We start from the raw sequence: 23,599 nt of genomic DNA, 5'->3' as shown, positions 1-23,599 counted from the left end.
CAGAGGTGCGCCTGAACTTTCAAAGGACAGATCGGATGAATCTCTTAGTGGTCCTGGACAGGGGCTGCGGCCGGAGCACCGGAAAGCCGTAGGCTTGGGTGGCACGCAATGGGAACTGCAGCTGGAGGCGGCACCGATCCGTCCGCCCCGGTCGGAAGGAGGCGCTGGGTGATCGAGCTTGAGGGGGTTCCCGAGCTGATCGACCCGGTCATGATCTGTGCCTTCGAGGGCTGGAACGACGCCGGAGACGCCGCCTCGACCGCGGTCGCGCACCTGGACCGGGAGTGGAAGGGCGAGGTCTTCGCCTCGCTCGACGCCGAGGACTACTACGACTTCCAGGTGAACCGGCCCACCGTTGCCCTGGAGGGCGGCGTACGCAAGATCACTTGGCCGACGACCCGGCTCTCGGTGGTCCGGGCGGACACCGGGGAGAAGTCCCGGGACCTGGTGCTGGTGCGCGGTATCGAGCCGAGCATGCGCTGGCGGTCGTTCTGCAACGAGATCCTCGGCTACGCCCATGAGTTGGGCGTGGAGATGGTCGTCATCCTCGGCGCACTGCTCGGCGACACCCCGCACACCCGGCCGGTGCCGGTCAGCGGGGTCACCTCCGACCCCGACCTGGCCCGCACCCTCGATCTGGAGGAGACCCGCTACGAGGGCCCGACCGGGATCGTCGGAGTCCTCCAGGAGGCCTGCGCCCACGCCGGCGTCCCGGCGGTGAGCCTGTGGGCGGCCGTGCCGCACTACGTCTCGCAGCCGCCGAATCCGAAGGCCACCCTGGCGCTGCTCAACCGCCTCGAGGACCTCATCTCGGTGCGCATCCCCCTCGGCGAGCTGACCGAGGACTCACGGGCCTGGCAGCTGGGCGTGGACCAGCTGGCCGCCGAGGACAGCGAGGTCGCCGAGTACGTCCAGTCGCTGGAGGAGGCGCGGGACACCGCCGAACTGCCGGAGGCGTCGGGCGAGGCCATCGCCCGCGAATTCGAGCGCTATCTGAGGCGGCGCGACGGCCAGCCCGGCCCGGGCGGCCACGCGACCGAGAGCGGCGGTCTCGCGGAGGGCCGGGAGAGCGGCCCGGGCACCCCCTATCTGCGGGATCCCTCCACGGGCCATGGGCGGCCGCGTAAGGCGTCTCCCAAGGACGAGGTGGCCAACGACGCCCAGGACAACGGCGGCGCCGAGGACAACGCCAAGGGCCCGGACGACGCCCAGGGTCCGGACGACGCCCAGGGTGGCGAGGGCCAGGACGCCTCCCGCCGCGACGAGGGCGGCACGGACGGCGACGGGGACGAGGGGTCCGGCTCCGGCCGGTAGCCCCACTACCGCGCCGCCGCGCGCGTACGCCACGCTCCACAGGACGCACGGGACCACACGACCCACGGGCCACACCACGCACGGTGCCACGCGACGCACGGCGTCACACGCCCCACGTCAGCCCGTGGCACGGCACACGGGGCGCAGCGACGAGCCCGCGCCGGGGGACCCCGGCGCGGGCTCACGCGTTCACCGTCATCGCGGTGCGGCGATACGACGCCGCGTCACAGGGCCACGCCCAGCAGCGCGTCCACGGCGCGCGAGGCCAGCCCCGGCGCCCCCTCGTCCGTACCGCCGGTGGCCGTCTGCGCGGCGGCCCAGCGGTCGACGGCGGCCAGGGCGGCCGGGGAGTCCAGGTCGTTCGAGAGCGCCTCGCGGATCTCCTCCACCAGCGCGGCGGCCGAGGGCCCGTCCGGCCGCGAGACGGCCGCACGCCATCGGCCGAGGCGCTCCTCGGCCTCCCGCAGCACCCCGTCCGTCCACTCCCAGTCCGAGCGGTAGTGGTGGGCCAGCAGCGCGAGCCGTATGGCCGCCGGGTCCACACCGTCGCGGCGCAGCGCCGAGACGAAGACCAGATTGCCCTTGGACTTGGACATCTTCTCGCCGTCCAGGGCCACCATCCCGGCGTGCACATACGTTTTGGCGAACGGCCGCTCGCCGGTGAGCACCTGGGCGTGCGAGGCGCCCATCTCATGGTGCGGGAAGGCGAGATCGGATCCGCCGCCCTGCACATCGAAGCCCATGCCGAGGTGGTCCAGGGCGATGGCCACACACTCGATGTGCCAGCCGGGACGGCCGGCGCCGAGCGATCCGCCGTCCCAACTCGGCTCGCCGTCACGGGCGGCCATCCACAGCATCGGGTCGAGGGGGTTCTTCTTGCCGGGGCGCTCCGGGTCGCCGCCGCGCTCGGCGGACAGCAGCCGCATGGCCTCGGCGTCGAGCCGGCTGACCGAGCCGAAGGAGGGGTCGGACTCCACGGAGAAGTAGATGTCGCCTTCGAGTTCATAGGCGGCGCCCAGGTCGCGCAGCCGCTCCACGAGCGGCACGATGCCCGGTATCGACTCGACGGCGCCGATGTAGTGGCGCGGGGGCAGCATCCGCAGGGCCGTCATGTCCTCGCGGAACAGGGCGGTCTCGCGCTCGGCGAGGGCCGTCCAGTCGTCGCCGTTCTGCTGGGCCCGCTCCAGCAGGGGGTCGTCGACGTCCGTGACGTTCTGGACGTAGTGGACCTGGCGCTTGGTGTCGAGCCATACGCGCTGAACGAGGTCGAACGCGTTGTAGGTCGCGGCATGACCCATGTGGGTCGCGTCGTACGGGGTGATCCCGCAGACGTAGATGCGCGCGACGGGACCGGGGGTCAGAGTGATCCGTCCCCCGGTCGCGGTGTCGTGAATGCTCAGGTCCCGGCCACTGCCGGGCAGGGCGGGAACCTCAGAAGCGGGCCAGGCATACATGCAATGAGCGTAACCGGATGCAGCGTCCGTATACGAACCGGACCAGCGGTGTTGGCCGGATGGGCGGTCTTGTGGATGCGCCCGTGAGCTGCATGGGCGCCCTGAGCTGCGTTCTCCTGCTGCCGGGCGGGGACGCGGGGGAGTGCCGCCCGGAGGCGGAACGGGCCAGTCCGCTCAGTCCGGCGCCCGGGGGACCCGGAGCGGGCCCGGCCGCCTCAGACCGGCGGCCAGGGGATGGCGGGCCACTGGCCGCTGGGCTCGGGGTGCTTCCCGGTCCGCAGCAGCGTGGCCACACGGGCCCTCAAAGCCTCGATCTCGGCCCCGGTGATCAGCTCCGCCAGCCGGGCGCAGAGCGGACCGCCGTCGGCCAGCTGGTCCGCCAACCGGCGCAGCACCTCCAGCACATCGTCCGGCAGCGGCTCCCCGGCCCAGCCCCACAGCAGCGTGCGCAGCTTGTCGTCGGCGTTGAAGGTCACTCCGTGATCAATCGCATAGAGCCGGCCACCGGCCGCGGGCAGCAGATGGCCGCCCTTGCGGTCGCCGTTGTTGATCACCGCGTCGAGGACGGCCAGCCGGCGCAGCCGTACGTCGTCGGCGTGGACCAGCAGCGCCGTGCGGCCCTCGCCCACCTCGGCGTAGCCCACGGCCTTCCAGCCGGGGCCCGGTTCGTCGCCCTCGACGAGCGCGAGCAGCTCCGCTCCCCCGGTCCCCTCGCCGTCGCCGTCGCCGTCCGCGGACCCGTCGCCGTCCGCCCCGTCGGGGGCCACCTCGACCTCTATCCAGAGCTGGCACATCCCCTGCCCGTACGGCCCGTCGCGGAGCACGGTGGGCGGCACCAGGCCCCAGCCGGTGGCCTCGGAGATCTCGTACGCCGCGACCTCGCGCTGGGCGAGCGTGCCGTCCGGGAAGTCCCACAGCGGCCGCTCCCCGGCCACCGGCTTGTAGACGCAGGGGGCGCTGTGGCCGTCGTACTCGACCGTGCAGTACAGCACCGCGTTGGACGCCTCCCGGACCTGTCCGCGCACCGTCAGCTCACCGAGAGCCAGCAGCTCGGACGGGGCCGGCGGCGTCAGGCTCCGCGGCGGTATCCGTTCTGGCGCGGACATACGTGTCCCTCCGGGTCGAGCGGCAGACTGCACAGCGGGCAGGGCGGCCGGCCGGCGTTGACGACCTCCAGGGCGCGCTTGGCGAACGCCCGCGCCTGCGTCCCGGTGAGCCGCACCCGCAACATGGGCGGGCCGTTCACATCGTCCTGGAGCAGCCGCTCCTCGGCCTCGGCCAGGTCCTCCTCGGACTCGGCCTCCAGCTCGACCAGCGCCTGCGCCTCGACGATCATCCGCTGTTCCTCGCCGTCCCAGGCGAGTGCCATGGTGCCGACCCGGAACTCCTCCTCCACGGGGGCTTCCAGCGGTGCGGTGTCGGTGAGTTCGGTCGGCGCGACGGCGGGGACCGGGGCGTTTCCGCCGGTGCGCCGCACCACCTCGTCCAGCAGCTCGTCTATCCGCTCGGCCAAGGCGGCGACCTGCGTCTTCTCCAAGGCGACACTGGTGGTCCGGCCGCTGGCGGACGCCTGCAGGAAAAAGGTACGGCGACCAGGCAGCCCGACCGTACCGGCGACGAATCGGTCCGGCGGGTCATAGAGGAACACCTGACGGGACAACGTCCTGCTCCATTTTGGTTCGACTGCTCGGCTGACTGACTGCTGACCGCTGGGTGCCACGACCGCCCGGTCAGGGCTGTCACGGCGCCCTCGCACCGCGGCACCACCCTACTGCGCACGGAGATCACGGTGCTCCCGCGTCGCCGCCCACCGCCGCGTCCCCGCCCCGGTCCCCGGTGGTCGCCTCGCGCGGGGCCAGCCCCGCGAAGTCGCCGGTGTCGCCGAGCCGGACGACGAAGGGCCGGGTCGGGGTGTACCGGATCGCGGTGACCGAACAGGGCTCGACCGAGATCCGCTGAAAGAGATCGAGATGCAGTCCCAGGGCGTCCGCGACCAGTGCCTTGATGACGTCCCCGTGGGAGCACATCAGATAGACCGCGTCGGCGCCGTGCTCCCGCTCGATCCGGGCGTTCCAGTCGCGCACCGCCTCGACCGCGCGCGTGTGCATGGCGCGCATGGACTCGCCACCGGGGAAGGCGGCGGCGGACGGATGCTGCTGGACGATGTTCATCAGTGGTTCATCGGCGAGCTCGGCGAGCTTACGGCCCGACCAGTCGCCGTAGTGGCACTCCCCGATCCGGTCGTCGGGGTGCAGCGGCAGTTCGGGGCGGGCGGCGAGCAGCGGGGCCAGCGTCTCCCGGCAGCGCTGCAAGGGGCTGGTGACGGCGGCGGCCAGGGGCAGCCCGGCCAGCCTGCCGGGCAGCGCCGCGGCCTGGGCCGCACCGCGCTCGTCGAGGGCGACACCGGGAGTCCAGCCCGCGAGGACGCCCGCGGTGTTGGCGGTGGACCGGCCGTGCCGTACGAGGATCAGCATGGGCATGCCTGCCACCCTACGGCCCCTCCGGCGCCGCTCAGCGGCCATGCGCACCGATCCCGCACAAGGGCCCCCTGTGCGTACCGCCATCACGCGAGGCAGAATGCGCTGCGTGATCGTGGATTGTGCCATCTACCGGGACGGGTGCCGCACCGAGGGACCCGCCGACTTCTCCGACGCCCTCGATGAGGCGCGCGCGAGTGGGGACGCCTTCTTGTGGATCGGCCTGCATGAGCCGACCGAGAAGGAGTTCGAGCTGGTCACCAGCGAGTTCGGACTTCATCCGCTGGCCGTGGAGGACGCCCTGTGCGCCCACCAGAGGCCGAAGCTGGAGGTCTATGACGATTCGCTGTTCCTGGTGCTCAAGCCGATCCAGCACGACGACAAGGCCGGCACGGTCACAGCGGGTGAGCTGATGGTCTTCGTCGGTGACTCCTTCGTGGTGACCGTAAGGCACGGCGAAGCGAATCCGCTCGGCACGGTGCGGGACCGGCTGGAGAAGATGCCCGAGGTGCTGCAGCACGGTCCGACGGCGGTGATGTACGCGGTCTCCGACGCGGTCGTGGACCACTACCTGGACGTGGCCGACGCGCTGCACGGGGACCTGGAGGAGCTGGAGACGGAGGTGTTCGCCCCGAACGCGGGCGCCGGGCAGAACACCGCCGGACGGATCTACGCCTTCAAGCGCGAGGTGATGGAATTCCGCCGGTCGACCGGGCCGTTGGGGGAGCCGATGGAGCGGCTCACCGGCGCCGGGGTGCCGTTCGTGCACGAGGGCTCCCGGCCGTTCTTCCGCGATGTCAGCGACCATCTGACCCGGGTGAACGAGCATGTGGAGGGGCTGGACCGGCTGCTGTCGGACATCCTCTCCGCCCATCTCGCGCAGATGGGCGTGCGGCAGAACGACGACATGCGGAAGATCTCGGCATGGGCGGCGATGGCCGCGGTGCCGACGATGATCGCCGGGATCTACGGCATGAATTTCGAGCATATGCCCGAGCTGAAGCAGCCCTGGGGATACCCGGGGGTGGTCGCGCTCATGGGGGGTGTGATCGCCGTGCTGTACCGCTGGTTCAAGCGCCGCGGGTGGCTCTGAGCCGGCGCGGTTCGGCGGCGCCGACCGTGCCGGCGGCACCTGTCCTGGGCGCGCCCGCGGGCCCGTCGTAGGGCTCGGACGAAACCGTGGTCAGGCTCAGACGAACTCGGGCGCCTCGGATGCCCCGGAAGCGCTCTGCGCGGGCCCGCCGAGCGCGTTGCGCCGCTCGGGCATCCGCAGGGACACCATGCGCCGCCAGCCGCCCAGCCGCTCGTACACGTGCAGGGCGTGGATCCCGGCCGCGAACAGCGCGGACTTCGGCTTGGGCCAGCCGAGAATGCGCCCCATCTGGGCCATCACGGCCAGGCTGACGTCCCGGTAGACCTCCATCTCGACGAGCGCGCTCTCCCGCAGGGCCCGCTGGATGGTCCGGCCGTACCCGGCGGCGGCCAGGCGCAGCAGCTCCTCGTGGCAGTAGGCGAGGTGGTTGTCCTCGTCCTCGGCGATCATGCGCACCGCGCGGCCGAGGTCGGGGTGGTCGCCGAAGTACCTGCGCAACATCACCATCTGGGCGGAGGCGCGCTGTTCGGTGACCCTGCTGTGGGCGAGGTAGATCACGATGTCGTGCTCGGTGAGCGGCTCGTCGCGGCGCAGCTTGTCATGGGCGAGGCCGATGCCGCGCGCCTCCAGGAGCATCGTGTAGTCGGCCTCGCGCGGCACCTCCATGGGCTCCAGATCGCGCTTGCTCAGCAGGGCGTTGAAGATCCGGCCATGTTTGTCCTCGTCGGCACCATGGCGGGCGATCTTGGGGGCGAGGTCGCGCAGGCTCTCGGGCACGAGGGCGGCGATCCGGCCGTTCTCCCAGCCTCCCTGGGCCTCCCCGCTGGCCGCGACGGAGCAGAAGAGCCGGAACGACTCGTCGTTGTCGAGGATCTCCTGGAACACTCTTTTCGCCGAGAGCATCGCCGCCACCTCCGTGCGCTTGTCGTGCGCCGCCGTGCGCTTCCGTGCCGACATCCACGCAGGGGCTGCGCAGAAAAAGTCAACGGCCCGGTAGGCGCGGCGGCAACAGCTGAGGCTCACGGCTCGGCCGAACGGAGGACGGTGTGGGTGCCGCGTCCCCGTAACTCCTGGGCGACGGAGGCGTTGTGCTGGACGACGGCCGTGGCGGGGAAGACCCCCGAGCCCCCACCACGGCCGCAGAACTCTCCGGCGCGGCGCCGAGCCGACTCCGCCCGCCCCACCCGGTCATCCCGCCCAGCAGGCCGATGGCCGGACGGGTCCGCGCGGCCATGGACGCGGCCCGGGAGGGCAAAACCCGCGCGCCGCCCCGATCGACACCCTGACGTTGATCGGCGACGGACCAGGGCGAGGCGGTACGCGAGACACTGCGCCGCGCGGTCGAGGACCTGTTCCCCGGCTGATCCGGGGACCCTCACGCTCCTGGGTGAGGGCCGACCGCCGCGACGACCTCGACCTCGACCATCGCCTCCGGGCGGAAGAGCTCGACACCTCGAAGGTCGTGCTGGTGGGCGGGATCCCGGTGAGGAAGTCCCTGCGTCCACCATCGTGCGGGCGCACCAGCACCCCGCCGGGGTGGCAGGCATCTTCCTGTGGTCCTGCACGCTGATCCAAAAGAGAAGCCCCGGGGCCCGCGACGGCCGCTGTGCGGCTTGCCACTCCTTGTGAGCGTGTGAGCGCCGTCGCGGGCCCTCAGCGGCCCTCGTCGTGGCCGCTCGCGGCCCTTACGCGACCCCGGCCCGCTCCAGGGCCTCCACGCCCGCCCGCAGCCCGGCGAGGCGCTCCTCCAGTGTGAAGCCCGCGGGGGTGAGGGACAGGGTGGTGACCCCGGCCTCCGCGTACGCCTGCATACGGTCCGCGATGCGCTCGACGGGGCCGAGCAGCGAGGTGGAGTCGATCAGCTCGTGGGGGACGGCCGCGGCGGCACCCTCCTTGTCCCCGGAGAGGTACTTCTCCTGGATCTCGGCGGCCTCCTTCTCATACCCCATGCGCTGCGCGAGCTTGTTGTAGAAGTTCTGCTTGGCGCTGCCCATACCGCCCACGTAGAGCGCCGTGTACGGGCGGAACTGGTCGGCGAGGGCGCGCACGTCCTCGCCCAGGGCCATGGGCACGGTGGGCACCACGTCGAAGCCCTCGAGGTCCTTGCCCGCCTTCTCCCGGCCCGCGCGCAGCGAGCTGAGGGTGGTCGCCTCGGCGTGCTCGGGCGCGTAGAAGAGGACCAGGGCGCCGTCGGCGATCTCGCCGGTCTGCTCCAGGTTCTTCGGGCCGATGGCCGCGATGTACAGCGGGATGTACTCCCGCACCGGGTGCACGGTCAGCTTGAGGGGCTTGCCGGGGCCGTCGGGCAGCGGCAGCGTCCAGTTCTGGCCCTCGTGCGTCAGCCGCTCGCGTGACATCGCCTTGCGGATGATCTCCACGTACTCGCGGGTGCGGGCGAGCGGCTTGTCGAACCGCGTCCCGTACCAGCCCTCGGACACCTGCGGCCCCGAGACGCCCAGCCCGAGACGGAAGCGGCCGCCGGAGAGGGTGTCGAGGGTGGCGGCGGTCATGGCCGTCATGGCGGGGGTACGGGCCGGAATCTGGAAGATGGCGGAGCCGACGTCGATGTGCTCCGTCTGCGCGGCGACCCACGCGAGGACCGTGGCCGCGTCCGAACCGTAGGCTTCGGCGGCCCAGCAGACGGCATAGCCGAGCCGGTCGGCCTCGCGGGCGACCTCGAGGTTGTCCGCGTCCATTCCGGCGCCCCAGTAGCCGAGGTTGATGCCGAGCCTCATACCGCACCCCTTACTGATCAGTAACGTCGCTGTTCCGGGGACTCTAGCGCGCATGGCCGGGATACGTCAGGGGTGGGTTATCCACAGGCTGCCACGGGGCGCTATCCGGACAGTAATCTCGACGTTCATGGAGCTAAGGCACCTCGGCCGCACGGGCCTGCGCGTCTCCCGGCTCGGGCTCGGCACGCTCACTTGGGGGCGGGACACGGACGAACACGACGCCGCGGATCAGCTCAAGGCGTTCTGGGAGGCGGGCGGGACACTGGTCGACACCGCGGATGTCTACGCGGACGGCGGCGCCGAATACCTCCTGGGGCAGTTGCTGGAGGGGCTGCTGCCGCGGCGCGATCTGCAGATCGCCACCAAGGCCGGCAGCGTGCCCGATCCGGACCGCCGCTTCGACGGTTCGCGCGGCCATCTGCTGGGCGCGCTGGACGCCTCCCTGGAGCGGCTGGGCACGGATTACGTCGACCTCTGGCAGGTGCACGCCTTCGACCCGTTCACCCCGCTCGAGGAAACCCTGCAGGCGCTCGACATCGCGGTCAGCAGCGGCCGGGCCCGCTATGCGGGGGTGTCCAACTTCAGCGGCTGGCAGCTCGCGAAGGCCGCCACCTGGCAGCTGGCCTCCTCGGGTGCGCACACCCGGCTGGCCAGCACGCAGATGGAGTATTCACTGCTCCAGCGCGGTGTGGAGCGCGAGGTGCTGCCCGCCGCCCTCGACCTCGGCGTCGGGCTGCTGCCGTCCTCGCCGCTCGGCCGCGGTGTGCTCACCGGCAAGTACCGCCATACGACGCCCGCCGACTCGCGCGGCGCCTCCGAGCTCGCGGCCTTCGTCGCCCCGTATCTGGACGAGGAGGCGAGCCGGATCGTCGAGGCGGTCGCCATAGCCGCGGACGGCCTGGCGACCACCGCGCTCAATGTGGCACTCGCCTGGGTCCGCGACCGCCCTGGTGTCACCGCGCCGATCGTCGGCGCGCGCAACGCCCAGCAGCTGAGGGCGGCGTTGTCGGCGGAGAGCCTTAGTCTTCCGGACGAGATCTGCCAGGCGCTCGACGATGTGTCGGCGCCCGTGCACCGCTATCCCGATCAGGACTGGAGCACGCTGTGAGTACCGACCGCCTCGCCGGCGAGGCCGCATCCGCGCCCGAGGAGGCCGAGCCCAATCGCCCCGAGCCGGCGGAGCCGCCCGGCACCGGGACCCCGGCCCCGGGCGGGCCCGGAGGCCCCGCCACCGCGGGGACGGACCCGGACCACACCCCGGACGACCACAGCGGGTCCGGCGGCGCGGGCGCCCCCTCGGGGGCGGACCGGAGCGGCGCGGGGACCGCGGCCGCCACACGAGGCGGGGCCGACGCTACCCAGGCTTCCGCCGCCGGAACGGGCGGCACCCACGGCGGGAGCGCCGACCGCGAGCCGACCTCGCCCGCCGGGCACGGCACATCCGGCGGCCCAGAGGCGGACCAGGACTCCGGAGGCACGCAGCCGTCAGGCCCAGCAGAGGCGAGCGCTGACGCGGCCCCGGGCGCGGGCGCCGGTGCTTCCGAAGCCGCCGGACAGGGCGGCCCCGGTGGCGCGGGTGCTCCCCCGGGCGCGGGCCGGAGCGACTCGGGGGCGGCCGCCCCCGCACGAGGCGGGGGCGGCGACGCCGAGGCACCCACCGCCGGAACGGGCTCTCACGCCCCCGGAGGTGCCGACGGTCAACAGCCCCCGGCAGGCGAGGCCGACGGCCCCACTACGGGAGCGGGCGGCCACGGCGGGAATGCCGACCGCGAGCCGACTCCGCCTGCCCCCGGGGACGGGGCGGGCGGCAAGGGGCGGCGGTCGGCGGCGGCTGAGGCGTTGGCCGCTGCCGTACGGGCCGTGGAGAGCGGTGAGCGGTCGGCGGCGTCGTTCTTCAACGACGCCCCCGCGCGCCGTCCGGCGGCGCCCGCGGCCCCCGCCGCGCCCGTGCGCGAGCGGCCCCGTGCGGCGGCGCCCGCTCCCGTGCGGCCGCCGTCGGCTCGCCCGGCGCCCGGGCCGGAGGGCGAGATCCCCGGCAGCGGGGACGTCCGCCAGGTGCTCGCGGCGGGCGGAGCCCCCGAGAGCCTGGCCGGGCCGGTCGCCGAAACCCTCGGCGAGCGCGCCGCCGAGGCGCTGCGCGAGGACCCCTGGCAGCTGCTGGCCGTGCCCGGTGTGCGCCCCGACCAGGCGGACGGCTTCGCCCGCGCCCTCCTCGGCCCGGCCTGCGAGCCCGGCGACGAGCGCCGTGCGCTGGCGCTCACCGGCTGGCTGCTGGAGCGCGCCGCGCTCGAAGGACACACCGCGCTGGAGTCGTCCACGCTGCGCGACGCGCTCGCCAAGGTGTCCGTGCCGGACCCGGACGAGGCGCTGCGCACCGCGATCGCGGAAGGCGCGGTCCTGGTCTTCCAGGACGCGCTCGACGCCCCGCCGGGAGCCCGTCCCCAGGCGGCCGACGACGAGGACGCCGAGCAGCCGGTGCGGGTGCTGCTGGGGCTGGACCGCTATGCCCTGGCGGAGGAGAGCCTGGCCGACGCTCTCGCCCGGCTGCCGAGCACCTTCGTCCCACCGCAGGGCGGCGCAACGAACGGTGAGACGCCCGCGGGCGGCCCCGGCGCGCCCGAGTGGGAGAGCGCGGCCGCCACCGCGCCGACCGCCTCCGCCGCGGAGCTGATCCGTACGGTCGCGGCCCACGGCCTGGTCGCCCACAGCGGTGGCGAGTCGGCGCGCGCCGAACCGGCGGCGCTGGTCGCCGCCGCCCGCGCCCTGGGCCTGCGGGCCTTCGCGGCCGCGCACAGCGAGGACGGCAGGCGGCGGCTGGCCGCCTCGCTGAGCGAGGCCCCGGGCGCCGACCCGGAGGCCGTCTCCGCGGCCGTCACCGTCGCCGGGCTGCTGGCCGACGCCGAGGGCCCCGGACGCGACGAGGAGGGCGCGCTCGCGCTCGATCTGCTCGCCGTGCTCGACGCCCCGCAGCTCGATGTGGAAACGGCCGCGATGCTCGTCGAGTCGCTGCCGGACGGCGCCCGTCTGGTGCTGAGCGGGGACCCCGGGGTGCTGTGGTCGGCCGGCCCCGGCCGGGTCTTCGCGGATCTGGTGGCGGCCCGCCGCTGCCCGCAGGTCGTCTCCCGCACCCCCGACCCGGGCCCGATCGGCGAGCTGGTCTCGGGGATCGGGATCGGCGAGCTCAACCAGGTGGAGGCGCCCGGCAAGGAGGTCGTGATCGTGCCCGTGCGGGACGCGGGCGAGGCGGTGCACCGCACCGTGCAGCTCGTCGCCGACTCGGTGCCCCGTGCGATCGGCATCCCGGCGGAGCAGACCCAGGTGATCACCCCGGGCCACGGTGGCGCGGCCGGTACCCGCGCGCTCAACGCCGCCCTGAAGACCCGGCTCAACCCCGGCCCCGGCCAGTTCGGCGGCTTCGACCCGGGCGACCGCGTGGCGTACACCCCGGCCCCGGGCCGTACGGTGCCGGGCACGGTGGTCTCGGCGGACGCCGAAGGGCTGCGGCTGGACTGCGCGGGCGGCCCCGTCGTGGTGCCACGCAGGGAGGTCGGTGAGCTGGTGCGGCACGGCTGGGCCCTCACCGCGCACCAGGCGGCCGGAGCGCGCTGGCCCGCGGCCGTGGTGGTGCTGCCGGGCGACGCCACGGCGGGGCTGACCCGCGCCTGGATCTACACGGCCTTCAGCCGCGGTGAGCGCCATCTGTCGGTGGTCCACGGCGCGGAGGCGGCGCTGCCCCGGGCGGTGGCGGAGATCCCCTTCAAGGAGCGCACCACTCGGCTGCGCGCCCTGCTCCAGGCCCAGGTCCCGGCCGGTTCCGCGGGCTGACCGGCGGCCCGGTCCCGGCCCGCGACAGGCCCCCGGGAACACCATGGCCCCGGATCGCCCCGCCTCGAGGCGGGGCGATCCGGGGCCGGGCGATCGGTTCGGAGCCGCGGTGCTCAGCTGCCCGGCTCCAGCACCTCCAGCTCGTCCTCGTCCTCGAGCTCTTCGTCCTCGAGCTCCTCGTCGAAGACCGAGCTCATGTCGAAGCGGCACACGACCATATGCGGATCCGCCTGGTCGAAGGGGGCCGAAAGCCACTCCCCCGGCTCCGGGGGCTCCTCGGCCGCCACTACCCAGAGCGTGGAGTCGCCCTCCTCCAGGCCGAACTCCTTGTGGCGAGAGGCGATCTCATCGGCCTCGAACTCGCCGAAGACCACGCCCAAGGCGGTATGCACACTCTCCCCGGCGGCCGCGCCGCCGCCCTGCCTGTCGTTCCCTGTGTCGATGTCCGGATCCAGGTCAGCGATCCGCTGCGCCTGCGAGAGCAGCCGCTGCGGTTCGACGACGACGTAGTCTCTGCGGATCAGCACGCTCAGCGCGCTCGGCTCCTCCGGCCCGGCATAGGCGGGGAGGCGGTCGTCACCAGGGATCTCGAAGGGCGTCACCTCGTCGTAGGCGTCATAGAGCAGCTCGTCGTAGACCTCGGCTGCCGCGGCCAGTTCGTTGAACGCGGCGTAGACGGCCGGATCGCCTTCCCCCGACCGGCGTTCGACAGCGTCGAGGTGACGATCCAGTGCGGCTTTCACCGCTTCGGCAGCGGCGCGTACCTCGGCAGCGGATGGCTGCGCAGCATCAGACATAGTGCAGACGCTATCCGTAGCAGGGCAGTTCCCGCACAATAGATGCGATGCCGGAATACGAATTCTGTGATGTGTATGTGCCGCGCGGGGTTTCCCGCAAGGCCACTACCCGCCTGCTCACCGACCATGCTGAGTACGGACACTGGGAGTTGGATCGTCTGAGACTCAACCCCGACGGCAGCCGCAGAGTGCGATTGCGGCGCCGGATCATCCGCCAGCTTCGGGCCACCTGGTAGCGGGCCGGGACACGGCGGAGCGGGCCCCGCTTGGCGCGGGGCCCGCCGAGAGTGACGCCACGGTCACCCGGCGTATGAGATCCGGTGTGTGATGCGTGGCGTGCGAGGTGCGGTGGGCGGTGTGTGGTGCTGTCCCACCTACCTGGCAGCGCGATCTGTGATCAGCGCTGCGCGGCGCGGGCCCGACGGTAGAGCACCGTGCCCGCCAGCAGCAGGCCCGCGGCGGCCGGAATGGCCAGCTCGACGGGGCCGGCACCGGTGTGCGCGAGCTGCTCCTTGCCGCCGAGGTTCGCGGATGGGTCGAGGCCGTGGTTTCCCGCCTGCTCAGCGGGGTCATCCGAGCCACCGCCGGGGTTCGAACCCCCCGGGTTACCGGGGTTGCCAGGGTTACCCGGGTTGCCAGGATTGCCGGGGTCGCCAGGGTTACCGGGGTTGCCAGGGTTACCGGGCTCACCCGGGTTCCCGGGGTTACCCGGGTTGCCCGGGTTGCCAGGCTCACCAGGGTTTCCGGGGTTGCCAGGGTTACCGGGGTTGCCCGGATTCCCAGGGTTACCGGGCTCACCCGGCTCACCCGGCTCACCCGGGTTCTCCGGCACCGCCGGGACCGTCTCAGCGCAGTCGCCGCCGTCGCCGGTGTTCCCGAACCCGACCGCGCTGACGTTGTTCCCGCACACATTGACCGGAACGCCGATCGGGGCCTGGATGTTGTTGCCGGAACCGATCCCCGACGAGTCGCCGGCGCTGCCCTGCGCCTGCGGACCGCCGACCTGGGTACCGCCACCGCCGGACGAGTCGTCCGAACCGCCGCCGCACCGCCCCCCACCGGCACCGTTGAAGACGCCGATGACGCTCACCGTGTTTCCGCACAGATTCACCGGCACATGCACCGGGGCCTGGATGTTGTTGCCCGAGACGACACCCGGCGAGTACGCGGCGCCACCATCGGCCCCCGGACCCGCCGCCTGGGCGTAACCGCCGGTCACGGCGAGAACGCCGCTCGCCGCGGCTACGGTGATCAGGCCCTTTTTCGCAACCTGTCGCATAACTGTCTGCTCCCCTAGCCTTCCGTCCCGGCCAAAGTGCGCGCGGGCGATCTCGCCCGCACCCCCATCCCCGGGCGTCCCGGAGCACGCACACTCCGAAACCGCCCGGGGCTCACACTCCGGTGGACCGTGACCCGATGTCACGTGATCGATGCGGTAGTTGCCGAAGGCGGGGTACAGAACCACCCCTTGTCGGCACCGCGGCCCGGTTACGGGCCGCACACACCATGTAACGAGGAGGGAGCAATCAAGCTATCAAGCTACGACACCATTCACCCTTTTTGGTTCCTTCGGTATGTGTGATCGATTAGGCCGTTCGTGCGGCCCTCAGCAGGCGTCCAGGAACCGGTCCAGCACCCTCACACCGAACTTCAGCCCGTCCACCGGCACCCGCTCGTCGACCCCGTGGAACATCCCGGCGAAGTCCAGCTCGGGGGGCAGCCGCAGCGGCGCGAATCCGAAGCAGCGGATGCCGAGGTCGTCGAAGGACTTCGCGTCCGTACCGCCCGAGAGGCAGTACGGCACGGCACGGGCGATGGGGTCCTCGGCCTTCAGCGCCGACTGCATGGCCTCGACCAGCGCCCCGTCGAAGTTGGTCTCCAGCGCCTTGTCCGCGTGCACGTCCTCCCGCTTGACCCGCGGGCCGAGGATGCGGTCGAGGTCGGCCAGGAACTCCTCCTCGAACCCCGGCAGGAAGCGCCCGTCCACATGGGCCGTGGCCTGCCCCGGAATGACGTTGACCTTGTAGCCGGCGCTGAGCATGGTCGGGGCGGCGGTGTTCTGGAGCGTCGCCCCGATGATCTTCGCGATGCCGCCCAGCTTGGCCAGCGTCTCGTCCATGTTCTCCGGGTCGAGCGGGGTGCCGAGCGCGTCGGACAGCTCGTCCAGGAAGGACCGTACGGTCTTGGTGACCCGCACCGGGAACTTGTGCCGCCCGAGCCGCCCGACCGCCTCGGTCAGCTCCGTGATGGCGTTGTCGTTGTTGGTCATCGAGCCGTGCCCCGCGGTGCCGTCCACCGTGAGCCGCATCCAGTGCATGCCCTTCTGCGCGGTCTCGATCAGATAGAGCCGCAGATCCTCGTTGACGGTGAAGGAGAAGCCGCCGACCTCGCCGATCGCCTCCGTCACGCCCTCGAAGAGGTCGGGGTGGTTGTTGACCAGGTGCTTGGCCCCGTAGACCCCGCCCGCCTCCTCATCGGCGAGGAAGGCCAGCACGATGTCGCGCGGGGGCTTGCGGCCGCTGCGCAGCCGGTCCCGGACGACCGCGAGCGTCATCGCGTCCATGTCCTTCATGTCCACCGCGCCCCGGCCCCAGACGCAGTCGTCCACGATCTCGCCGGAGAAGGGGTGGTGGGTCCAGTCCTCGGCGTTGGCCGGTACGACGTCGGTGTGGCCGTGGATGAGCAGCGCCGGACGGGACGGATCCTCCCCCTCGATCCGTGCCACCGTCGACGCCCTGCCCTTGTGCGACTCGAAGATCTTCGGCTCGAGCCCCACCTCGGCGAGCTTCTCGGCAACGTACTCGGCGGCCGCGCGCTCACCGGGGCCGGAGTGGTCGCCATAGTTACTGGTGTCGATCCGGATCAGGTCACGGCAGAGGTCGACCACCTCGTCCTCGCCCCTGACCGTTCCGGTCGTCGTCGCGCCCGAAAGCGACTCACTCACGATGCCTCCTCGTCGTTGCGCTGCCGCGGGACGCCCAGGTACGGACCCCCACGGCAGGGGTCACCCGCCCATCCTCCTCCGCTCGCCCGCCCAGCCCAAGGCTGCAATACCGCCGTCATGCCCCCGTCACACAGCGCGGCCTCGGAGGCGCGGCCGGCTGTGATCGAGCACGTCCCGATGTTTGCTATGGTTTTCCACGTCGGAAGGGCCGCGGGCCGACCGGCAGACACCTGGTCCGGGTGGCGGAATGGCAGACGCGCTAGCTTGAGGTGCTAGTGCCCTTTATCGGGCGTGGGGGTTCAAGTCCCCCCTCGGACACATTCACTCCATACACGAACGGTGTCGACCGGGTCTCGGTCGACACCGTTCGTGTATGTTTCGCGCCCGATCACGGCAACCGGGGACTCACGGCGTCAGCACCCATCGGCCCCGCTGTCCGCCCTCGCGCAGCGCTTGGTAGGCCCGGGCCGCGGCCTCCAACGGCACAGTGCCGGCACGGCGGGCTTCCAGCTTTTCCTGGGCGGTCAGCGCGAGCATTTCGCGCAGCCGCTGACCGTCGGGGACGACTACTCCGCTGGTGATGGTGATGCCACGCTCGGGCTCGGGCTCCAGACCGGGAAAGACGCCCGCGTAGGCTCCGTGGTCGCGGACAGCCCGCAGGGCCGCCTCATTCAGCTTCGCGCCGTCCAGTACCGCGTCGAAGCCCGTGACTCCCTCCCAGACTGTTGATCGTCTCCACGGCCCCGGCCCGGGTCAGGAACTCGGCGTCGGAGGGACGGGCGAGACCTGTGACGGTCCAGCCGGCACATGCCGCGAGGGCGACCGCGTATCCGCCGACCCCTCCGGCAGCGCCCGTGACCAGCAGACGCCTGCCGCGGGCGGGCCCGAGCCGGGCCAGGAGCTGGTCGGCGGTCAGCGAATTGAGCGGGACCGTGGCCGCGTCCAGCAGATCGATCCCGTCAGGCACCGGTGCCGCGTCCGCCGCCGGCACGATCACGTACTCGGCCGCTGTTCCGGCGGCGGAGTAGGGGGCATGGGGAGAGGTCAGGGCCGCCACGGGCGTGCCGACAGGGAGATCGTGGACGTCAGGAGCCGCCATGTCGACGACGCCCGCCACGTCCAGTCCCAACCCGATGCGGCGCTCAGCGGCGACTCCCGCCGCTTCGCGGCCCCAGCCTTCGAGGATATTAAGGTCGGCCGGGTTGACCGCGGCCCCCACCATCTTGATGCGGACCTGCCCGGCGGCGGGTACGGGATCGGGAAGGTGTTCCACTGCGAACCCGCCAGACTGGGTGACGATGATTGCGCGCATGTTCCTTCTTCTTTTTCTTTCCGTCGTTGTGTTGTGTGGTGGTGTGGTGTCGCGCAGTGGCTCAGTCGCGAACCAGCAGGACAACCGCGGCCAGGAGCACGCCGAAGGCCACTGAGGCGATGCCGTAGCCCACTCGGTGCACCCGCACTCCGGGCACGTAACGGTCCACTGCCAGACGGCCGGGCCCGGTGAGGGCCAGTGCCGCAGCGCCTGCGGCAAGGGTGAGTTCGTACTCCACCCCCGTCGGAACGAAGAAGCCGCCACCCCACTTCACGGCCACGGCGTTGACCATGACTCCGACGACCGCGGCCCCGGCGAGCGGGGTCAGCAGGCCCAGAGCGAGGCCGAGCCCCCCGAACAGTTCGCTCAGCCCGGCCACCCCGGCCATCGTCTTCCCCGACGGATAGCCCACGGACGTGAAGAACTTCCCCGTGCCTTCGAGCCCCGGGCCGGAGAACCAGCCGAACAGCTTCTGCGCGCCGTGGCCCGCCATGGTCAGGCCGAGGGCCAAGCGCAACAGCAGCAGCCCGGCATCGTAGGCGTGCGGCGGAGCACCCCGCTCATCGGCTTCAGGAGTGCGGGAGTCGAAGTAGTCGAGCGTGCTGCTCTGACATGCGGACATGTATGAACTCATCTCCCAAAAAGGCGTGTTGTAGCTGTGCGCCGGACGTTGCGAAGGGCGGGTGATCGCACGGTCCATGGCGGCGCGGTGACCGTGTTCGCCATGACGCGCCGAAGCACATGCGTGGGCCGCGTCGGGCCGCGTTGTACGAACGGGGATCGGGGACCGGGTCGGTTTCGGGCTGGGTGCCGATTGGTGGGCAGCACACCCGTATCGGGAAGCGGAAGGGTCAGAACAGCGTTTTCTCCGCTTCGTGGGTGAAGGGAAGGAAGCCGTCGACCCGGCCGTCCAGGACTTTCCTCGCCCACTCGTGGTCGGCCAGGAGTGCTCGCCCGACCGCGACGAGGTCGAACTCATCCCGTTCCAGGCGCTCGACCAGCGGTTCCAGCCCCGCCGGCCCGGCACTTCCTTGGAGGACGTCGGCGTTGAGGCCGACCGAGCCGACCGTGATGGATGCCTTGCCGGTGAGTTTCTTGGCCCAGCCCGCGAGGTTGAGGTCGGAACCGTCGAACTCCGGCTCCCAGTAGCGCCGGGTGGAGGCGTGGAAGGCGCTGACTCCGGCATCGGCCAAAGGAGCGAGCACCGCCTGCAACTCGTCGGGGGTGTCGGCGAGCCGGGCACCGTAGTCGCCGGCCTTCCACTGGGAGAAGCGGAAAATCACCGGGAAGCCCGATGAGACCCTCTCCCGGATGGCCTCCACGACCTCGGTGGCGAACCGTGTCCGCTCCACCGCGTTGCCCCCGTACTCGTCCGTACGCCGGTTGGTGGCGGACCAGAGGAACTGGTCGATGAGGTACCCGTGCGCCCCGTGGATCTCGACTCCGTCGAAGCCGGTCCGCTCGGCCTCCGCGGCCGCTTGCGCGAAGGCGCCGATGACATCGTCGATGTCCGCGCGGGTCATGGCGCGGCCGCGTCCCTCCGCGCCGGTGATGGTGAGGCCGGACGGTCCCATCGGAGGCGCGTCAGGAAACGGCGGCTGCCCCGGTTCGCGCACCATGCCGATATGCCACAGCTGCGGCACGATGCGTCCCCCGGCGGCGTGCACAGCGTCGGCCACCCTGGTCCAGCCCGCGAGTTGCGCCTCCCCGTGGAAGCGGGGCACGGTGGCGTCATCGCCGGCCGACGGATGGTTGACGTACGTGCCTTCCGTGATGATCAGCCCCACTCCGGCCGCGGCGCGGCGCGCATAGTAGGCGGCTACGTCCTCGCCTGGGACTCCTCCCGGCGAGAAGGACCGGGTCATCGGGGACATGATGATCCGGTTCGGGACGGTCAGCCGTCCCAGGCTGAACGGCCGGGACAGGGCCCGGGCTGCGGGTGATGTCACGGCTTCCGCGACATCGCACCCCCGCCGCAGCTCGTTCTCGGCGAAGGCCGGCGGGATGAGGGCGGGCTGGACGCTGAACACTCCGTACGCGCCCTCGACGGCGGCATCCAGGGATCCGCGGTCGTCCATGTCTCCGCGAACCAGCTCGGCACCGAGCCGGGCCAGCTCCTGGGCCGCCGGGCCGGCCGGATCGCGCACCAGCGCCCGTACCCGCCATCCGTCGGCGAGCAGGTGCCGGGCGGTGGCGCCTCCCTGCCGGCCGGTGGCACCCGTGACGAGGACGGTCTTGGACTTGAGGGACATGTCTCTCCAAAGCTGGAACCCACCCGGAGCGCCGCTCCGGTAAAATGAGGGGGCGGCTCCGCACGGACGGAGCACCGCTCCGCGAGCTTACGGAGCACCGCTCCGCACGTCAACGGAGCACCGCTCCGATCCGATTTCGAGTGAGGTGCCGATCGTGCCGCAGACGTCTCGCGTCAATGCCCGCAACAACCGTGAGCTGCTTCTGGACGCGGCGAGGGAGGCCGTCGCCGAGCACGGCACGGACGCGTCACTGCGCGACATAGCCCGTCGCGCGGGCGTTGGCATCGGGACGCTCTATCGCCACTTCCCCACCCGGGAAGTACTGCTCGAAGCTCTCCTCAACGCCAACTTCGAAGCACTGCGCGCGCGGGCCCAGAGCCTGCTCTCCTCACCCGAGCCGGGCGACGCGCTTCTGACGTGGCTTGCCGAGTTGGCCGCCGGGTCGGCCACCTACCAGGGCCTGCCGGAGTCGATCATGAACGCCCTGGCGGACGAGGAATCGGGGCTGCACGCCTCCTGCGCCCAGATGCGCTCCGCGGGCGGGCGACTACTGGAACGCGCGCAGCAGACCGGCGCGGTCCGGTCCGATGTGACCGTCAGCGAGGTCATCTCGCTCGCCCTCGGACTCGCCTGGGCGGCCGAACGGTCGGTCGAACCCACCGACCTGGTCGCCCGCCTGCTCTCCACGGCGATGTACGGACTTGCCGACCGCGGCCGGTGTGACTGCGCGCGGGACACGGCCACCGAGCCGAGCCCCACTGCCTGACCCTCTCCCACCCGAGGCCCGGAGGGCCTCGGGTGCCCGACTGGCGGCGTCCGCCTCTGTTTCCGCCCCACCGGGCCCGGCGGCGTCGAGATCATGGCATGGTCCCGCAGGGACGGGGCGGGCCCGAGGTGAAGCGGCCCCGCGTCCTGACCGAGTTGCCGAAGGTTCTCACGCCGCTCGGGCTCCACGAGCGCCCGGAAGAAGCGACCGAGAGGATCCCGACCCCCAGTAGCCGGTGCGAGCCTTCGCGGAATTGGCGAAACACACGGACGAGCGGCGCCCCAGACGTCCGCCGGCGTGGGTTCTCGGCATAACAGGGCGGGCCGAGCCCCTGGCCAGCGTGGCGCTCATGGTGCCGTCGATCGCGCAGGCGATCACCGGTGAACAGCCGACCGCGCCCGCTGCATCGCCCCAGGCCGGCGTGGGTCCAACGACGGCAGCGGCCCGGCAGGAAGCTAGCCGCCCCCGCACCGAGCACCTCGGCGCCGCGATCGGAGTGGCGGGCCGGATGATCGGATTCGTTCTCGGCCCGAAGGGCCCGTACCCGCGCCGCTCCCTCTGCGTTGTGGCGAAAAAAATCGACGCGATGTAGATTTTCAGGTGAGAGAAGTCGGAGCGTACCCGCGGCGCGGCTGCCGCGGCCAAGGGATGTGAGTGGATATGAAGACCTTCCTGATCACCGGTGTGAGCAGCGGGCTGGGGCGGGCGTTCGCCAAGGGAGCCCTCGCGTCGGGGCATACGGTGGTCGGCACCGTTCGCCGGGAAGCCGACATGGCGGCGTTCGAGGCCCTGGCGCCGGGACGTGCCCGCGCGCGTCAGTTGGATGTCACCGATGACGAGGCCGTACGCGCCGTGGTCGACGAGGTCGAGTCGACCGTCGGACCACTCGATGTGGCCATCGCCAACGCCGGTTACGGCCTGGAGGGGATCTTCGAGGAGACGCCGCTGTCGGCGGTCCGGGCGCAGTTCGCGACCAATGTGTTCGGTGCCGCGGCGACCCTGCAGGCCGTCCTTCCCCATATGCGCAAGCGGCGGGCGGGCCACCTGATGGCAGTGACCTCCATGGGCGGCCTGATGGCGGTGCCCGGCATGTCGGCCTACTGCGGGAGCAAGTTCGCGCTGGAGGGCATGCTCGAGAGCATCCGCAAGGAGGTCGCCGCGTTCGGCATCCACGTCACGGCCATCGAGCCGGGATCGTTCCGTACGGACTGGGCCGGCCGGTCGATGACCCGTACCGAACGTGCCATCGCCGACTACGACGCGTTGTTCACACCGATCCGCGAGGCACGGATCAAGGCCAGTGGCAACCAGCTCGGCAATCCGCGGAGCGCCGCCGAAGCGCTGCTGCACATCCTCGACGTCCCCGAGCCCCCTGCCCACCTGGTGCTGGGCTCGGACGCGCTGCGCCTGATCACGGCGGCCCGGCAGGCGGTGGACGACGACATCCGCACCTGGGAGAAGCTGTCGCGGAGCACCGACTTCCCCGACGGAGCCCAGCTCAAGGGCTGATCACCGCGCCGGGACGCGGCCGCTGAAGGCCGTGGCCCGGCGCATGGCCCCGTGGCCGGACAACGGCCACGCCGTGGGCCCTTGTCCGGCGGAAGTACAGTGCTCGGGAGAATCGATCAGGGGAGACCGCAGTGGGAAGGCGCAGTGCCGCCCCGAGGAAGGGAGACCTGCGCGAGCAGGCCCTTCTGGACGCCGCCGAAGCGCTGCTCGAGCACACGAGCCTCGAGGAGCTGACGGTCGAGGCGATCGCCAAAGGCGCCGGGATCTCACGCGGCTCCCTCTACTTCTACTTCGGCAACAAGCACGAGGTCCTCGCCGCTCTCGTCGAGCGCACCATGCGCACCATTCGGGCCGAGGCCGACAGTACGGCGCAGGATGCGGCATCCCCGCCCGTCGATGTCATGGAACGGGCCGTCCACGGGGTGGAGCGGGTCTGGCGTGAGCACGGCACCGTCATGCGGGCGGCTGTCGACTACGCCGCGCTGCATCCGGTGGTCGGATCCGCCTGGAACGACACGGTCGACGCCTTCGCCCAGGCCATGACGCAGGTGCTGAGGCGGGCGGGGATCCCTGATGAGGACGGGCCCGGCGGAGCCGCCGCGCTGGCCCGCGCACTGTGCTGGATGACCGAACGGACCTTCTACCGCGCCGCCTGCCCGCCCGGGAATGATCTCGCCCAGGCGACCGCGACCACCGTCGAGATCTGGCGTCGTGTCATGAAGTGATCATGGCCCGGTCCTCGATGCGCACCAGGGGGCCTCGGCACGGGCATGGCGAACACCCGCACCCCTCACCGCAGCGCCCGTAAGGGTCGCGTCAAGGGGGTGCGGATCGGCGTATGGGACCCGTCAACGACGCTTGGATCCGGCCATGGGCGGGGTTTTCTTCTATCGACAACCCGTCCGATCCGCCGCTTGCGGATTCCCCCGACCTCTTTCCAGGAGTTCGCGATGGCCGATGTGGCCTTCGTCGTCGCCACGCTCGCGGTGTTCGCGCTGGTGGCCCTTGTCGCCAAAGGGGTGACGAAGCTGTGACCGTCGAAAACGTCGTCGGCCTCGTCGTCGCCGTCGCCCTGCTGGGCTATCTCGTCCTCGCCCTGATCTTCCCGGAGAGGTTCTGAC

The 23,599-nt window shown here is 71.8% G+C and carries 24 protein-coding genes and 1 tRNA gene; 11 read left to right on the top strand and 14 right to left on the bottom strand.

What is annotated here, in order from left to right; translation table 11 throughout:
- Positions 1 to 168: 168 nt before the first annotated feature.
- Positions 169 to 1,314, top strand: a complete 1,146-nt coding sequence (locus ACFYOY_RS19095) for a PAC2 family protein (protein ID WP_351885852.1) — start codon at positions 169 to 171, stop codon at positions 1,312 to 1,314.
- A gap of 224 nt (positions 1,315 to 1,538) precedes the next feature.
- On the opposite strand, the gene mshC is transcribed toward ACFYOY_RS19095, so the two are convergent.
- The 4 genes from mshC to ACFYOY_RS19075 form a co-directional block, all read right to left on the bottom strand.
- Positions 1,539 to 2,768: a cysteine--1-D-myo-inosityl 2-amino-2-deoxy-alpha-D-glucopyranoside ligase gene (mshC, locus tag ACFYOY_RS19090; RefSeq protein WP_351885855.1), complete on the bottom strand. Its 1,230-nt coding sequence runs from the start codon at positions 2,766 to 2,768 to the stop codon at positions 1,539 to 1,541.
- A gap of 215 nt (positions 2,769 to 2,983) precedes the next feature.
- Positions 2,984 to 3,874 (bottom strand): SCO1664 family protein, encoded by an 891-nt coding sequence (locus ACFYOY_RS19085; RefSeq protein WP_351885858.1) that lies wholly within the window; start codon positions 3,872 to 3,874, stop codon positions 2,984 to 2,986.
- Positions 3,838 to 4,428: a DUF3090 domain-containing protein gene (locus tag ACFYOY_RS19080; protein WP_078640529.1), complete on the bottom strand. Its 591-nt coding sequence runs from the start codon at positions 4,426 to 4,428 to the stop codon at positions 3,838 to 3,840. Before ACFYOY_RS19080 ends, ACFYOY_RS19085 begins: the two co-directional genes overlap by 37 nt.
- A gap of 124 nt (positions 4,429 to 4,552) precedes the next feature.
- Positions 4,553 to 5,248 (bottom strand): histidine phosphatase family protein, encoded by a 696-nt coding sequence (locus ACFYOY_RS19075; protein WP_351885861.1) that lies wholly within the window; start codon positions 5,246 to 5,248, stop codon positions 4,553 to 4,555.
- A 97-nt stretch (positions 5,249 to 5,345) separates the two neighbouring features.
- Here ACFYOY_RS19075 and corA point away from each other — a divergent pair, with 97 nt between their 5' ends.
- Positions 5,346 to 6,338, top strand: coding sequence for a magnesium/cobalt transporter CorA (gene corA / locus ACFYOY_RS19070; RefSeq protein ID WP_351885864.1), 993 nt, complete (start codon positions 5,346 to 5,348; stop codon positions 6,336 to 6,338).
- Positions 6,339 to 6,434: 96 nt separating this feature from the next.
- On the opposite strand, the gene ACFYOY_RS19065 is transcribed toward corA, so the two are convergent.
- The 3 genes from ACFYOY_RS19065 to ACFYOY_RS19055 all read right to left on the bottom strand — a co-directional run bounded on the left by ACFYOY_RS19065 (position 6,435) and on the right by ACFYOY_RS19055 (position 9,073).
- Positions 6,435 to 7,241: a ferritin-like domain-containing protein gene (locus tag ACFYOY_RS19065; RefSeq protein ID WP_388588367.1), complete on the bottom strand. Its 807-nt coding sequence runs from the start codon at positions 7,239 to 7,241 to the stop codon at positions 6,435 to 6,437.
- 116 nt (positions 7,242 to 7,357) lie between these two features.
- Positions 7,358 to 7,522, bottom strand: a complete 165-nt coding sequence (locus ACFYOY_RS19060; protein ID WP_388588196.1) for a hypothetical protein — start codon at positions 7,520 to 7,522, stop codon at positions 7,358 to 7,360.
- Between the two features lie 501 nt (positions 7,523 to 8,023).
- Positions 8,024 to 9,073, bottom strand: a complete 1,050-nt coding sequence (locus ACFYOY_RS19055; protein WP_351885870.1) for an LLM class F420-dependent oxidoreductase — start codon at positions 9,071 to 9,073, stop codon at positions 8,024 to 8,026.
- Positions 9,074 to 9,200: 127 nt separating this feature from the next.
- Between ACFYOY_RS19055 and ACFYOY_RS19050 the strand changes: the two genes are divergently transcribed.
- Both ACFYOY_RS19050 and ACFYOY_RS19045 read left to right on the top strand, forming a co-directional pair.
- Positions 9,201 to 10,181, top strand: coding sequence for an aldo/keto reductase (locus ACFYOY_RS19050; RefSeq protein WP_351885873.1), 981 nt, complete (start codon positions 9,201 to 9,203; stop codon positions 10,179 to 10,181).
- Positions 10,178 to 12,898 carry a helix-hairpin-helix domain-containing protein gene (locus ACFYOY_RS19045; RefSeq protein WP_388588191.1) on the top strand — a complete coding sequence of 907 codons (2,721 nt, stop codon included), beginning with the start codon at positions 10,178 to 10,180 and terminating at the stop codon, positions 12,896 to 12,898. The genes ACFYOY_RS19050 and ACFYOY_RS19045 overlap by 4 nt, the downstream gene beginning before the upstream one ends.
- A gap of 113 nt (positions 12,899 to 13,011) precedes the next feature.
- Here the strand turns inward: ACFYOY_RS19045 and ACFYOY_RS19040 are convergent, their stop codons facing one another.
- Entirely contained in the window at positions 13,012 to 13,695 is a 684-nt protein-coding gene (locus ACFYOY_RS19040; RefSeq protein ID WP_161561866.1) for a hypothetical protein, read from the bottom strand.
- 47 nt (positions 13,696 to 13,742) lie between these two features.
- Between ACFYOY_RS19040 and ACFYOY_RS19035 the strand changes: the two genes are divergently transcribed.
- A complete protein-coding gene (locus ACFYOY_RS19035; protein ID WP_014059547.1) occupies positions 13,743 to 13,931 on the top strand; it encodes a DUF5703 family protein in 189 nt (62 codons plus the stop codon).
- A gap of 161 nt (positions 13,932 to 14,092) precedes the next feature.
- On the opposite strand, the gene ACFYOY_RS19030 is transcribed toward ACFYOY_RS19035, so the two are convergent.
- The gene (locus ACFYOY_RS19030) at positions 14,093 to 14,974 is read right to left on the bottom strand and encodes a chaplin (RefSeq protein WP_388588186.1); all 882 of its coding nucleotides are present in this window, start codon (positions 14,972 to 14,974) and stop codon (positions 14,093 to 14,095) included.
- Between the two features lie 327 nt (positions 14,975 to 15,301).
- Entirely contained in the window at positions 15,302 to 16,639 is a 1,338-nt protein-coding gene (locus tag ACFYOY_RS19025; RefSeq protein WP_059148635.1) for a M20/M25/M40 family metallo-hydrolase, read from the bottom strand.
- A gap of 233 nt (positions 16,640 to 16,872) precedes the next feature.
- On the opposite strand from ACFYOY_RS19025, the gene ACFYOY_RS19020 reads away from it, so the two are divergent.
- Positions 16,873 to 16,957 (top strand) — tRNA-Leu (locus ACFYOY_RS19020).
- 87 nt (positions 16,958 to 17,044) lie between these two features.
- Here the strand turns inward: ACFYOY_RS19020 and ACFYOY_RS19015 are convergent.
- The 4 genes from ACFYOY_RS19015 to ACFYOY_RS19000 all read right to left on the bottom strand — a co-directional run bounded on the left by ACFYOY_RS19015 (position 17,045) and on the right by ACFYOY_RS19000 (position 20,203).
- Positions 17,045 to 17,299, bottom strand: a complete 255-nt coding sequence (locus ACFYOY_RS19015) for a zinc-binding dehydrogenase (protein WP_388588364.1) — start codon at positions 17,297 to 17,299, stop codon at positions 17,045 to 17,047.
- A gap of 7 nt (positions 17,300 to 17,306) precedes the next feature.
- Positions 17,307 to 17,951 (bottom strand): alcohol dehydrogenase catalytic domain-containing protein, encoded by a 645-nt coding sequence (locus tag ACFYOY_RS19010; protein ID WP_388588183.1) that lies wholly within the window; start codon positions 17,949 to 17,951, stop codon positions 17,307 to 17,309.
- Between the two features lie 61 nt (positions 17,952 to 18,012).
- Positions 18,013 to 18,573, bottom strand: a complete 561-nt coding sequence (locus ACFYOY_RS19005; RefSeq protein WP_351885886.1) for a DoxX family protein — start codon at positions 18,571 to 18,573, stop codon at positions 18,013 to 18,015.
- A 229-nt stretch (positions 18,574 to 18,802) separates the two neighbouring features.
- Positions 18,803 to 20,203, bottom strand: coding sequence for an NmrA family NAD(P)-binding protein (locus ACFYOY_RS19000; RefSeq protein ID WP_351885889.1), 1,401 nt, complete (start codon positions 20,201 to 20,203; stop codon positions 18,803 to 18,805).
- Positions 20,204 to 20,357: 154 nt separating this feature from the next.
- Between ACFYOY_RS19000 and ACFYOY_RS18995 the strand changes: the two genes are divergently transcribed.
- The 5 genes from ACFYOY_RS18995 (at position 20,358) to kdpF (ending at position 23,598) form a co-directional block, all read left to right on the top strand.
- A complete protein-coding gene (locus tag ACFYOY_RS18995) occupies positions 20,358 to 20,969 on the top strand; it encodes a TetR/AcrR family transcriptional regulator (protein ID WP_388588179.1) in 612 nt (203 codons plus the stop codon).
- Positions 20,970 to 21,318: 349 nt separating this feature from the next.
- On the top strand, positions 21,319 to 21,561 hold the full coding sequence (locus tag ACFYOY_RS18990; protein ID WP_388588176.1) for a hypothetical protein: 243 nt from the start codon (positions 21,319 to 21,321) through the stop codon (positions 21,559 to 21,561).
- 68 nt (positions 21,562 to 21,629) lie between these two features.
- On the top strand, positions 21,630 to 22,478 hold the full coding sequence (locus ACFYOY_RS18985) for an oxidoreductase (RefSeq protein ID WP_388588174.1): 849 nt from the start codon (positions 21,630 to 21,632) through the stop codon (positions 22,476 to 22,478).
- Between the two features lie 131 nt (positions 22,479 to 22,609).
- Positions 22,610 to 23,203, top strand: a complete 594-nt coding sequence (locus ACFYOY_RS18980; protein ID WP_351885900.1) for a TetR/AcrR family transcriptional regulator — start codon at positions 22,610 to 22,612, stop codon at positions 23,201 to 23,203.
- A gap of 305 nt (positions 23,204 to 23,508) precedes the next feature.
- Positions 23,509 to 23,598: a K(+)-transporting ATPase subunit F gene (gene kdpF, locus ACFYOY_RS18975; protein WP_037770757.1), complete on the top strand. Its 90-nt coding sequence runs from the start codon at positions 23,509 to 23,511 to the stop codon at positions 23,596 to 23,598.
- Position 23,599: the final 1 nt, after the last annotated feature.

It is taken from the genome of Streptomyces sp. NPDC007875, assembly GCF_042868035.1.
GTDB classification, from domain to species: domain Bacteria; phylum Actinomycetota; class Actinomycetes; order Streptomycetales; family Streptomycetaceae; genus Streptomyces; species Streptomyces antimycoticus.
Note: the sequence above shows the minus strand (reverse complement) of the source record. Positions and strands in the feature narration are given on the sequence as shown.